Source organism: Vibrio sagamiensis NBRC 104589, from assembly GCF_007990935.1.
Classification (GTDB): Bacteria; Pseudomonadota; Gammaproteobacteria; order Enterobacterales; family Vibrionaceae; genus Vibrio; species Vibrio sagamiensis.
In genome coordinates this window covers 133,297-146,582 of sequence record NZ_BJXJ01000005.1, presented here as the reverse complement: position 1 = coordinate 146,582, position 13,286 = coordinate 133,297, and the positions used below count along the sequence as shown (strand labels likewise).

The window sequence follows — 13,286 nt, the reverse complement described above, 5'->3', positions numbered from 1 at the left end:
CTTGTTGTATGCAAACGCCTCCTCCCCAATGGTGGTCACTGAATCAGGAAGGGTTACGCTTTTGCTTTTCCCTTTGTATCTAATGATGGTTGATGTGTCTTCAGTACCATCAGACCGTTTGGCATAAACAAAATCATCAGGGCTTGTTTGTCCATTAAAATTAGGTTTTGATAAGGTCATTGTTATTCTCACAGGTCTATTTTGTTCCTTATATTTTACTCGGTTTTGGGTCAAAAATGTGTCATAGGCAGGTCAACGCCCCACCTCCCTCCCAGCATTATTGATTTCCTGACGTTTAAAATACGCTTTTCTTTTCTATTTAGGTCTTCCATTGACTCACTCTTCCAATGTTAAGCGTCGCCAGCGGATGCAAAAAGAGTTCGTCCCTCGCGCCACAAAGCTCCTGTTTGAAAAAGACAACGCTTGGGAGAAGGTGCTGTGGAAACATGCCCATACCTTCCGTCTTTGGCAAATCACATGCGTAGAACGCATGTTGGCTTGCGGTACTAACCTGATGGGCGCCAAACACTACGATTGCGGCACACCAAACTGTCCACACACTAAGGTTATCTGCCAAAGCTGCAAGACAAAGGCTTGCAGCTCTTGTGGCAACAAAGCCACTGAGCAATGGATACACACTCAACTTGATGTCATGCCGGACTGTGAGCATCAACACATCACGTTCACCATGCCGAGCGAGCTGTGGCCCATTTTCGAAGCCAACCCGACACTGCTCAATGATTTGTTCTCTCTTGCCGCAGACACACTGCTGAAGTGGGCCAAAAAGCATGGCCTTGAGGTGGGGATATTCGGTGCCCTTCATACTTATGGTCGAGCACTTAACTGGCATCCACATATCCATTTATCGGTTACCCGAGGAGGGTTAGATAAGCACAATACCTGGAAGCCCATCTATTTTAAAAAGAAGCACATAGAATATCACTGGCGACGCAGTCTCATCAGACTTCTTAGACAAAAGTATGATGACCTCAATTTATCAACATCGAGCACGGGCCACATTCAGAATGCTCGGCAATGGCACGGCTTCTTAGAGCGTCAATATCAACGTTACTGGAACATTCACTTTGCAAAAAAAACGAAAGTACTTAAGCAAACCGTCAATTATCTTGGACGTTACCTGAAGCGTCCACCGATATCGGCATCGAGGCTGCGTCATTATAGCGGTGGTACGGTTGTCTTTAAGTATCTAGACCATCGGGACGGAGTCCATAAAACGAAGGCGTTGTCACAGGAAGAGATGATATTACGGTACGTGAGTCATCTCCCTCAGCACCATTTTAAAATGGTGCGTTACTACGGCTTTCTGTCCAACAGAAAGCGGGGCCGTCTCCTTCCACTGGTGTATTTGGCACTTGAAAAGACGAGTGTGAAAAAGGCAGAGCCCCTCACGTATGGCAAGCAATACAAAGGGCTTACAGGTAATGACCCGTACCAGTGCGTTCTGTGCGGAGGAAGAATGGTGTTTACAGGTTTTCTGAAAGGTCCGAAAAATGATGAGCTGCTGGATAACCGTCGAATGAGCATGCGCGAATCAAGGCGACTTCGGTCCGTGGCCTAGGATAAGTCTATCTAAATTTGGCCAATTGGGTGAGAAAGCAATCAGGTCGCCTATTAAATAACCACACTCCTACCGTCCTGTTGAAATGAGCGCCTCTGAAAGCCTCATTGTTTTCGATTAAGCCCTTGATGGTTAAGATTGAAATTCCTAACCATCAAGCTCATACCTATCAAAAGACGTTGTTATTTATATCCAAGCCACCTCAAGGTGCCGTCGACCAGAGCTTATAGGTAACAGGATATTTGGGTATAAAAAAACCCAGCTAAATCGCTGGGTTTCGAGAATATTATTTTCAGAGAACATTACTTTCCGACAACATTAGTTTCAAAGAACATAGCTTTCAGAAAATATGCTTAGGGCTGGTATTAACCAATATGTGTTACACCGCCCATGTATTTCTGAAGTACAGAAGGAATAGCAATACGGCCATCCGCTTCTTGGTTGTTTTCAAGGATAGCAACCATCGTACGACCAACCGCTAGACCAGAGCCGTTTAGTGTATGTACAAGCTCAGGCTTCTTCTCACCTTTACGACGGAAACGCGCTTGCATACGACGGGCTTGGAAGTCCCACATATTAGAACATGAAGAGATTTCACGGTACGTTTCTTGTGCCGGTACCCAAACTTCTAGGTCGTAAGTTTTACGAGCGCCGAAGCCCATGTCACCTGTACAAAGAACCACTTTACGGTAAGGAAGTTCCAGAAGTTGTAGAACTTTCTCAGCGTGACCAGTTAGCTCTTCTAACGCATTCATTGAATCTTCTGGCTTAGTGATTTGTACTAGCTCAACTTTGTCGAACTGATGCATACGGATAAGACCACGAGTATCACGACCATAAGAGCCAGCTTCAGAACGGAAACAAGGTGTGTGAGCCGTCATCTTAAGTGGTAGGTCCGCTTCGTCAGAAATCGTGTCACGCATCAGGTTCGTCACTGGTACTTCTGCTGTTGGGATAAGAGACAGTTTACGTGGCTCTTCATCGCTGGCTTTCTCTGTGAGAGGCTCAGTGTGGAAAAGGTCCTTACCAAACTTAGGCAACTGACCAGTGCCGAACAAGCTGTCCGAGTTAACCAGATATGGTACGTACATTTCTGTGTAGCCATGCTCGTCCGTGTGAAGGTCTAGCATAAATTGAGCGATAGCACGATGTAAACGAGCGAATTGACCTTTCATTACAATGAAACGTGCACCCGTGATTTTTACAGCACTTGCAAAGTCTAAACCATCACCCATTTCGCCCAAATCAACATGGTCTTTCAATTCAAAGTCGTAAGACTTAGGTTCACCCCAACGAGAAATCTCAACATTGTCGTTCTCATCTTTACCATCTGGTACATCATCTGCTGGGATATTTGGTACAGAAAGAGTGAAATCATCTAATTGAGCCATAACCGCTTCAAGTTCCACTTTTTTCGCATCAAGGTCGCTACCTAAAGTACCGATTTGCTTCTTGATTTCTTCTGCGCCTTCTTTGTCGCCCGCTGCCATTTTTTGACCGATTTGCTTGGAGATGGAGTTACGCGTGGATTGTAAATTTTCAACTTCTACTTGAATCGACTTACGTTGGTCTTCAAGTTTACGAATAGTTTCTACGTCTAGCTTAAAGCCACGACGTGCCAATTTAGCAGCTGTTTCATCCAGCTCTGTACGAAGTAATTTAGAATCCAGCATTGTTAATCCTATGCTTTTTGTTGTGAAAGCACGCCTCTATTATTCCCAATAAAAGCGTTAAAAATTTGTATACCATAGCAAATAGCATCTTGGTCAGGCTTTAGAGTAATATGACTCAATAAATGCCTAGAAGCTATTGAGGTATAAATGTATCCAAAAACGCCTACTTTTCATAGCGCTTTTGCTGGCTATTTGCATCTAAAGTAGCCAAGTACTCTAACTTTTCTCCAATTTTGCTCTCCAATCCACGATTTGTGGGTTGGTAGTAACGACGATCTTCCATTTCTGGTGGTAAATAACGTTCGCCAGCAGCATAAGCGCCCGGTTCATCATGTGCATAACGATATTGTGCACCATAGCCCATTTCTTTCATTAATTGAGTCGGCGCATTACGTAAATGATGCGGTACCTCATATTCAGGCAGATTTCGAGCATCACTGAGTGCTTGATTCCAAGCAACGTACACGGCATTACTTTTTGGGGCACAAGCAAGATACACAACCGCTTGAGCAAGGGCTCTTTCCCCTTCTGCCGGACCTACTCGAGTGAAGCAATCCCATGCAGACAGTGCCACCTGCATCGCGCGTGGATCGGCATTACCGATATCCTCGGATGCAATGGCCAGCAGGCGGCGAGCAATATACAAAGGATCACACCCGGCCGCGATCATGCGTGCTGACCAATATAACGCCGCATCTGGGTTAGACCCTCTAATGGATTTGTGTACCGCTGAAATCAAGTCGTACCAAATATCACCTTTGTTATCAAAACGAGAGACTTTTTCTCCGGCGACTTCAGCGAGCAATGATAGCGTAATTTCTTTTTGCCCCTCTACATTGTCTTCTGCCATATCATAGAGCAGTTCAAGGTAATTGAGGGACATGCGGGCATCACCATTCACTAGCTCAGCCAAACGGTCTAATACATTATCGACAAAGTGCGCGGGTGTGTTACCTAAACCACGCTGTTTGTCACTGATCGCTTGGTTAAGCGCCAAGGTAATTTCTTGTTTATCAAGTGAGGTCAGTTTGTAAACTCGCGCGCGCGACAGCAAAGCGTTATTGAGCTCAAAAGAGGGGTTTTCTGTTGTGGCGCCTATAAATGTCACGGTGCCATCTTCGATATGAGGTAAAAAAGCATCTTGCTGAGATTTATTAAAGCGGTGAACCTCATCCACAAATAAAATGGTTCGACGCCCTGCCATTTTATTCTCACGTGCTTTTTCAATCGCTGCACGAATCTCCTTCACTCCAGAAGTCACAGCAGAGACTCGTTCAACTTCAGCGTTAGCATAATTTGCTGCAACTTCAGCCAAAGTCGTTTTACCTGTACCCGGTGGGCCCCACAAAATCATCGAATGAACATGGCCAGCCTCTAAGGCACGGCGAAGTGGTTTACCGGGGCCAAGAATATGTTGTTGCCCAATATACTGCTCGATGGTTTCTGGTCTCATACGAGCGGCAAGGGGACGAAAGTCTTCATCCCCTGAGAAGTCTAATGTGTAATTACTCACTAATAATTAATTCCTTTGATCATCCACTTCTACGCCATCTGGAACTGTGAAAGTGAAGTGATCTGCTTTGGGTTTGCCCAGTTTTACATTATTAAAAGTAAACAACCCTTTTTGACCATCTTGCTCAAGGACATTAAACCCTTTTACCATCCCTTTCACATCAATATTAATCTGAAATTGTCCTTGGGTAGAATCTACTGCAGTCGGGGTAAGGGTAAACTGATCGCCTTGTTGAGAGATTTTATAGTTATCCCAATCACTCGCACGGTTACGTGTTAACAAAATAAATGGCGTTTGCTCGGTTGCTTGCTCTTGCTTATAGATACTGACTTGTTCGATAAATGGACTGTAATACCATAGTGTTTGGCCATCAGAAACAAGTAAGGTTTCATCGGGAAGGGTCGTACTCCAACGGAATTGATTAGGACGTGCAATTTCAACCGTTCCCTCGCCTTCCATCACGGTATCGCCTTCAGGGCTGATCACCTGTTGAGAGAAATTAGCACGGAACCCATCATTTTTGGCCAAGCGCTGACTGAGTTCTTCTTTTGCAGACGAGGCAGAGGCCGTAGAGAGAAACATCGAACAGAAAACAAGCGCTGGAACAAGCGTTGCTGAAACAAGTTTTTTCATTAAAAATCCTATTGTTAAAACGACTCACCTCAGTTGGACTGAGGTGAGCTGGACAAGTTCATTAATCTTTCGGAGGTGCTGGAGCAAGGACCTCCCGGTTACCGTTATGTCCTGGTGAGCTGACTATACCTTGAGCTTCTAACTGCTCAACAATCCGAGCGGCTCGGTTGTAGCCTATCTTGAATCGACGTTGAACACCAGAAACGGAGCCTCTGCGAGATTGCACAACATGCTCCACAACCTGATCAAACAATGGATCCATCTCTTCTTCAGAGTCAGCTTGCTCGCCGGGCAACAAACTTTCTGGACCTTGATCACCACTGATGATCTCATCAATGTAATTAGGCTTACCACGAGCTTTCCAGTTATTCACCACTGCATGCACATCATCATCCGATGCAAATGCACCGTGAACACGTATGGTATGGCTGGAGCCCGGCGGTAAGTAAAGCATATCACCCATACCCAATAGTGACTCTGCACCACCTTGGTCAAGGATAGTTCGAGAATCTGTTTTCGTAGATACTGTAAACGCGACACGAGTTGGAATATTAGCTTTGATCAAACCAGTAATAACATCTACCGATGGGCGCTGAGTCGCCAGAATCAAGTGGATGCCAGCTGCACGGGCTTTTTGCGCCAAACGTGCGATCAATTCTTCAACTTTTTTGCCCACGACCATCATTAAGTCAGCAAACTCATCGACAACAACAACAATGTAAGGCAGCTTTTCAAGCAATGGTGGCTCTGCATCCATGCTATCGCCATCTTGCCAAAATGGGTCATGAATTGGGTGGCCAGCATCAGCAGCCATTTTAAGCTTTTCATTAAAGCCTTTCACATTACGAACCCCAAGCGCCGACATCAACTTATAACGACGCTCCATCTCACCGACACACCAACGAAGTGCATTGGAAGCATCTTTCATGTCCGTGACCACTTCAGCAAGTAAGTGCGGTATGCCTTCATAGATCGAAAGCTCTAGCATTTTCGGGTCAATCATAATGAAGCGCAGATCTTCAGGAGAAGCTTTATAAAGCATACTTAAGATCATCACGTTAACGCCCACCGATTTACCAGAACCAGTGGTACCAGCGACCAAGACGTGAGGCATTTTTGCAATGTCCGCAATGACAGCTTCACCTGCAATATCTTGACCAAGAACAACCGTCGTTGGTGAGTTGGCTTGCTCAAATTGAGGGCTACTGATAACGTCAGACAAGAATACCGTTTGGCGGCTCATATTTGGCAGCTCTAAGCCGACGTAAGGTTTGCCCGGAATGACCTCGACCACACGCACTGCCATAGCAGATAAGGCTCGAGCAAGGTCCATTGATAGACCAGAAATACGGCTGACTTTCACACCCGGAGCTAAATCAAGTTCAAATCGGGTAATCACAGGACCAGGGTAAATGCCAACCACATCGGCTTTGATCTTGTAATCTGCTAGCTTGCTTTCCACCAATCGCGCTACATCCTCTAAAGCATCACGATCAATAAAGTTGTCACGTTTTTCCGGGTGATACAAAAGCTCTAAAGTTGGTAATGGTTCTTCTGGTACCGGCAGGTTAAGATCTTGCTGAACCAAGAATGGGTTTTGCTTTGCAGTCACTTTAGCTTGTGCACTAGAGACTAAGTTCTGGAATGCAGCAACATCTTGGTCTCCAGGTTGCACTTCTTCAATAACTTGAGAGTCAAGCGGTGAGCCAACTTCAGTTGCGATGCCCGCAGCAGAAGCAGCTGCATTCTCAGTCACCGATTGTTCTAATTGAACTGGTGATTCTGACTGCGCTGATGGCTCAGAATTCACGGATTCAGAATACTGAGCAGATTCAGAATGAACTGGTGACGGTTCAGACTTCACCTCAGCAGTTTGAGCCATAGTTGGTTGAAATGATGAATACTCATCGGTGTTTTGTTGCTGCCACTCTTGTTCTGTTGTAAACACATTTTCAGTATGTTGAGTCGTATTGTCCGCTTCTGACACTGGCAAAACAACCTCTTGTTTCTCAATATTCTCCGTAAGTGGCTCAAACTGGTTTAGAGCTGAATGCACAGGCTGCTCTGAATGCGTCAGCTGTTCATCCCATTTTTCTTCATTATCGAGTGAAGCGCTGCTCAATCCGTGGCGGTCTGTTGGTGAAGACTCACCAATAGATGAACGCTCAACAGCTGTGCGGCTGATAAGTGTGTCACTGTTTGGTGTATTACTTAATTGTTCTGTATTAATTAGCGGTTCCGAACTGATAGTTTCATCAACCTCCACTCGCGAAGTGTCTTGATACGTTCTCGATTCAAAGTGATTCGGCGCTTGAAGTGACGAAGAAATCAGCGGCTCTTGAGCAACCGATGAGGAACCAGAAAGCAGTTCTTCAGAAGCGAGATCATCAGCTTGTTGTGCCGCCGCTTCTAAATCCTCAATCGTCACATTAAGCTGTTTTGTTCTGTCAACATTTGGGTCAACCGTTTCAGTTGATGTCTGGCTTGATGCCTCGTTGGTAGACTGCACCTGTTGATGAGAAGCAGGAGTCTGAGGTGAAGCGATGTTCGCTTGTGGTGTCACAGATTCTGCCTGATTTGAAGCAGAAGTTGGTGCTGCTTCAGCTATCGATTGAGGCATGTAAATTGGATAGCCTTGTGCTGATGCTTTTTCAGCTGATTTTTCTTGTTCTGTTACCGATTTGAAATGTGGAGAGAGCTCTGATTCATCAAGCTCGATATCGCTAAAGTTCGCTTCCCTATTATTGGTGCCAGCCATGTGGTCATTGCAAGCTTCTGCGCTCATCTCTTGGTCATTAAACTTTTCAAGCTGAGGCTCTAATACTTCTTGACCATTGCCTCGGATCTTATTAACCAACGCTGAAGTCACAGAAAACGCCTTTTCACCCAACCATTCAACAATTCTTAGCCAAGAAATACCTGTAAACAGGGTAAAACCTGCTCCCCATAAAAATAGCAAGACGAGTGTAGTGCCAAGAACATTTAGTGTCGGTAAGGCAAGGCTGGTTAGAACATCACCAACAACACCACCGGAAGAGAAATACCAAATATCATCAAAGTTGAGATCAGCAAGTCCGCTACTGGTCAAAATCAAAATAGCTAAACCCAGTAAACGCGTTCCCCATAGCATGAGATCGATAGATTCATCTGCTGAACGTTTGCGGAAAAGAACCCACGCACCCGCCGTGAAAAGAAAAGGTAATAAGTAAGCCAGAGAGCCAAATACAAAGAATAATGTGTCAGCTAGCCAAGCTCCGAACAAGCCACCTGCGTTGTCAATTTGACCTCCCCAAGCCGTTTGAGACCAAGAAGGATCGGCAGGACTGAATGTAAATAAAGCAACGGCAAGTAACACCGAGCTTAGAATACCAACAATTAAACAACACTCTTTCAAACGTTGGAAGCCATCCAAACGACGTGCTTGAGGTTCTTCATTGGTTTTAATAATGGTTTCGACTTTCTTTGCGCTCTCTTTGAACATAAATCAACTTGAATATGGAATTGAAACAATCTACGAATTAGAAAATTATCGAGCGGTATAAAACCGCTCGTACTTTTGATTTAACCATATCAAAGAGAAAAACCCAACGTTTCTATGCAGAAAGCAGAAACTATCTTACTTTCATGACAAAAAATTAGCGGGTTTTAATCACAAGCTGGCTAGATTGCTTCACTTCTTCCATTACGACATAGGTACGCGTATCATTCACACCTGGTAAACGAAGTAATGTGTCCCCCAACAAACGACGATACGCACTCATATCTGCAACGCGAGTTTTCAGCAGATAATCGAAGTCTCCTGAAACAAGGTGACATTCTTGAATATCATCTAACTTCTGAACGGCAGTATTAAACTGCTCAAACACATCGGGAGCGCCGCGATTCAAGGTAATCTCGACAAACACAAGCAACGAAGCATCGAGAAATTGAGGATTGAGTAACGCGGTATACCCCGTGATATAGCCTTGACGCTCTAAACGTCTCACTCGCTCCAAACATGGAGTTGGAGAAAGCCCGACACGTTTCGAGAGTTCTACATTTGAAATACGACCATCTTTCTGCAGTTCATTGAGAATATTGCGATCGATACGGTCTAGTTCCTTAGACGGCTTTTTGTAGTTATCTACCATTTTTTATTCCACCTTATTACTTCCTTGCAAAAAAATATACTACAACTTCTTAATATTTGGTGCCAAATTTTACAAATCTAGTTCTATACTAGATATTAATTCGACAATAACACCCTACATACAGTTAATACAACCATTATAGAAAGAGGATACAGGATGATCATTGGTGTACCTAAGGAAATTAAAAACCACGAATACCGAGTGGGCATGATCCCCGCTAGCGTAAGAGAACTTATCTCACATGGCCACCAAGTGCTAGTCGAGACTAACGCAGGGGCTGGTATCGGGTTTTCAGATGATGATTACATCGCTGTCGGCGCATCCATTCTTCCTAATGCTACAGACGTTTTCACGCAAGCAGACATGATTGTAAAAGTAAAAGAACCCCAAGCTATCGAAAGAGCAATGCTTCGCGAAGGGCAAATCTTATTTACTTATTTACACTTAGCACCAGATTTTCCACAAACTGATGAGCTAATCAAGAGTAAAGCTGTCTGTATCGCATACGAAACTGTAACAGATTCTATAGGCCGTTTGCCACTATTAGCACCAATGTCAGAAGTCGCGGGACGTATGTCAATCCAAGCCGGTGCGCAAACTTTGGAAAAATCACACGGTGGTCGTGGTCTGCTTTTAGGTGGTGTACCTGGTGTTGAGCCAGCAAAAGTGGTCGTTATCGGTGGTGGCGTAGTTGGTGCTAACGCAGCTCGCATGGCGATTGGCCTTCGTGCTGATGTTACCATTCTTGACCGTAATGTTGATACATTACGCAAACTTGATGAAGAATTCCAAGGCCGTGCTAAAGTTGTTTACTCAACTGAAGATGCGATTGAAAAGCATGTTGTTGAAGCTGACTTAGTTATTGGTGCTGTGCTGATTCCTGGTGCGGCAGCACCAAAACTCGTCACAAGAGAGCACATTTCAAAAATGAAAACCGGTGCGGCTGTTGTTGACGTAGCCATTGACCAAGGTGGTTGTTTCGAAACTTCCCATGCAACCACACACGCAGAACCAACGTATGTTGTTGATGACGTAGTCCATTACTGTGTTGCAAATATGCCAGGTGCGGTTGCACGCACTTCTACATTCGCGCTGAACAATGCAACTCTGCCATACATCGTTAAACTGGCTAACAAAGGCTACCGTACTGCGCTCCTTGAAGATAAAGGCTTCTTAGAGGGGCTAAACGTCATTCACGGTAAAGTGACTTGCAAAGAAGTCGCTGAAAGCTTTGATTTAGAGTATGTAGAGCCCGCTAAAGCAATTGAAATGTTTAACTAAAGTATTATTGAAATAACGTAAGATCATCATTTCAAAAAATTTATTTAAAAGAAGCCCAAATGATTCACTTTACTTGGGCTTCTTTTTTACTTAAAAAATATGCTCACTTAGATAACTATTATTTAGAACGATTTGGTATCAGAAACAAATATTGACTAACACTAACAAGCCGTCTTCAAGTTAGCACAAATCAAAATGTTTCTCGGTGTGATTGACTTAGAGCAAAATTCTGACAAGGTCACTTGATAACCACGAGATTCTAAAAATAGAACCTTATCTAAAGCTAACCATACTTCCAAAGGCCTTTGAAACACTAGTTGTACCAAACTTAGCCGCTCCATTTGCCAAAAGCGTTCAATTGCTCTTTTCTCAAAATAGTCAAAGTCAATATCAGGCTTTAAAGTCAATCCTTTGTACTCTGCAGCCCAGTGACATAATGACTCGAACCCTTCACTAAGTTGTGACTTTCGAATGCTTGGTACTGGTTGGTACTGTTTAAAATTAAGTACTTGCTTTGTGATCAAATCAAACCCCAAGCGAAAAACCATTTCTTGTTGACGGTGTCGATGAACACGTTCACCACCTGTTACTGTTTGTTGCAAAGGAATTCTTAATTCTTGCTTTGACAGTATCAATGACGAGTTTTGAGCTTCAAAAGACAGCGGTTGATAGTTTTTTGCTTGTATCAAATGGTAACAGCAAGGTGATACTGTCATTGCAGCTAAACGGGTTTCACAACCATATTCCAATAACTTTACATGCAGATCACCACAAGCATGTAAAGCAACCGCATGCTGTTTAGATTTGAATATTTTTTGTACTTGTGAGTCAAATGCATCACCTTGGATAAAATGCATTTTCCAATTATGAGCATCAGCTGAGGCTTGTCCCGTTTCACATAATGTTTGTTGAAATTCAAAACTTGTAACAGCTTGCCCAGTTTGCGTAGTTAATATGCGACCTAAATAACCTTTACCAGAACACCATTCCAGCCACTCTTCTCCTTGATGATGCAAAATAGCGGCTTCGCCCATCGACTGAATTTGTTCCATTTTACGCCCAGGAATACCGCTATCTAGACCCCTTTGTAATTTTAAGCCATGTAAAGGCAGCGGTTTAAGCTCACTAAGAAGCGCCAGTTGCTCTAATTCAGGCAACCACTTTACGATAATATCCTGAACACTTGCAGGGTCAGCTTTTAAGCATTCAATTTGTTCAGCCGTTAAACTCGCGAGCCACTGGCATAATTCTGCATGGTTATGTTGCCAAGGAAATTTGGAGTCTATACTTAAGGCAAACGCTTCGAATCGCCAAAGGTCTTGATATTTAATCAAGTTTTGGTTTATTGATTCAAATCGTCTTTTCATCATTTTGAGATCACCTTTGAGGAAGTTCAATATCTCTGAACATTTCTTCAATTTCAGCATTAGATTTTAATGAGGTGGCTTGCTCTACCACTGGGCGAGTTAAATGAGGGGCAAAACGTTCCATAAAGTCATACATATATGAACGCAAAAAAGTACCACGTCGAAAACCAATGCTCGTTGTGCTAGCGCCGAATAAATGGCTGGCATCAATAGCAACTAAACCTTCATCTAGCTCTTGGTCAAAAGCCATAGTCGCAATTACCCCGACACCGATACCCATTCGAACATAAGTTTTAATCACATCAGCATCGGTTGCTGTAAAGACAACTCGTGGTGTTAGCCCTTCTCGATTGAATGCCGTGTCCAACTCTGAGCGGCCAGTAAACCCAAACACATAAGTCACTAATGGATACGCTGCAAGGTCATGTAGTGTTACTTGCGTCTTTCTCGCCAATGGGTGATCTTTAGTAACCACTATTGAACGATTCCAATGGTAACAAGGCAGCATCACTGCATCTTGATATAAATGCAACGCTTCCGTTGCGATCGCAAAATTAGCGGTACCTTTTGCAATTGCCTCTGACATTTGTGACGGTGTTCCTTGGTGCATATGCAGGGAAACTTTTGGATAACGAGCAGTGAAGCCTTTTATAACACTCGGCAAAGCATAACGAGCTTGTGTGTGAGTCGTGGAAATATTCAGTGTTCCCATCTCTGGATGTGTGTGCTCACCTGCGACGGCTTTTATACTCTCCACTCGAGCCAAGATTTCTTGAGAAATTCGGATAATGTCCTCGCCGGCTTGAGTCACATGGGTCAAATGCTTCCCACTTCTTTCGAATATCTGAATACCTAACTCATCTTCTAACAAGCGAACTTGTTTACTGATACCAGGCTGAGATGTGTATAGGTTCTCAGCTGTTGCAGATACATTTAAGTTGTGGTTAACGACCTCAACAATGTATTTCAGTTGTTGCAGTTTCATCATCATCCCTTATTGAGTTAAATATGGCGATGTACGGCGTCTCATCAACTCGCACTTCGAGTCAATACCTAAGCGATGACACATCAGTAACGTAAATTGGCTGAATTATAATCTTGAAATCACTC

General features: G+C 43.8%; 10 protein-coding genes. 2 read left to right on the top strand and 8 right to left on the bottom strand.

Annotated features, from left to right (window positions below; genetic code table 11):
- Positions 1-180: hypothetical protein (locus VSA01S_RS04060; RefSeq protein WP_147052668.1), on the bottom strand; the 180-nt coding region annotated here is incomplete at its 3' end.
- A gap of 187 nt (positions 181-367) precedes the next feature.
- On the opposite strand from VSA01S_RS04060, the gene VSA01S_RS04055 reads away from it, so the two are divergent.
- Positions 368-1,579 carry an IS91 family transposase gene (locus VSA01S_RS04055; RefSeq protein ID WP_083932298.1) on the top strand — a complete coding sequence of 404 codons (1,212 nt, stop codon included), beginning with the start codon at positions 368-370 and terminating at the stop codon, positions 1,577-1,579.
- 365 nt (positions 1,580-1,944) lie between these two features.
- On the opposite strand, the gene serS is transcribed toward VSA01S_RS04055, so the two are convergent.
- From serS to lrp, 5 genes are all read right to left on the bottom strand, one after another.
- On the bottom strand, positions 1,945-3,252 hold the full coding sequence (gene serS, locus VSA01S_RS04050; RefSeq protein WP_039982442.1) for a serine--tRNA ligase: 1,308 nt from the start codon (positions 3,250-3,252) through the stop codon (positions 1,945-1,947).
- A gap of 163 nt (positions 3,253-3,415) precedes the next feature.
- Positions 3,416-4,705 carry a replication-associated recombination protein A gene (locus tag VSA01S_RS04045; RefSeq protein ID WP_371860756.1) on the bottom strand — a complete coding sequence of 430 codons (1,290 nt, stop codon included), beginning with the start codon at positions 4,703-4,705 and terminating at the stop codon, positions 3,416-3,418.
- A 66-nt stretch (positions 4,706-4,771) separates the two neighbouring features.
- The gene (lolA, locus tag VSA01S_RS04040; protein WP_371860755.1) at positions 4,772-5,347 is read right to left on the bottom strand and encodes an outer membrane lipoprotein periplasmic chaperone LolA; all 576 of its coding nucleotides are present in this window, start codon (positions 5,345-5,347) and stop codon (positions 4,772-4,774) included.
- Positions 5,348-5,459: 112 nt separating this feature from the next.
- Entirely contained in the window at positions 5,460-8,879 is a 3,420-nt protein-coding gene (locus VSA01S_RS04035) for a DNA translocase FtsK 4TM domain-containing protein (RefSeq protein ID WP_039982444.1), read from the bottom strand.
- A gap of 154 nt (positions 8,880-9,033) precedes the next feature.
- Positions 9,034-9,528, bottom strand: coding sequence for a leucine-responsive transcriptional regulator Lrp (lrp, locus tag VSA01S_RS04030; RefSeq protein WP_021709498.1), 495 nt, complete (start codon positions 9,526-9,528; stop codon positions 9,034-9,036).
- A gap of 156 nt (positions 9,529-9,684) precedes the next feature.
- Here lrp and ald point away from each other — a divergent pair, with 156 nt between their 5' ends.
- Complete coding sequence (gene ald, locus VSA01S_RS04025) at positions 9,685-10,809, top strand: alanine dehydrogenase (RefSeq protein WP_039982445.1); 1,125 nt, start codon at positions 9,685-9,687, stop codon at positions 10,807-10,809.
- A 161-nt stretch (positions 10,810-10,970) separates the two neighbouring features.
- On the opposite strand, the gene VSA01S_RS04020 is transcribed toward ald, so the two are convergent.
- Both VSA01S_RS04020 and cysB read right to left on the bottom strand, forming a co-directional pair.
- Entirely contained in the window at positions 10,971-12,176 is a 1,206-nt protein-coding gene (locus VSA01S_RS04020; protein WP_039982456.1) for a methyltransferase, read from the bottom strand.
- A 10-nt stretch (positions 12,177-12,186) separates the two neighbouring features.
- Positions 12,187-13,161: an HTH-type transcriptional regulator CysB gene (gene cysB / locus VSA01S_RS04015; protein ID WP_039982446.1), complete on the bottom strand. Its 975-nt coding sequence runs from the start codon at positions 13,159-13,161 to the stop codon at positions 12,187-12,189.
- Positions 13,162-13,286 lie beyond the last annotated feature (125 nt).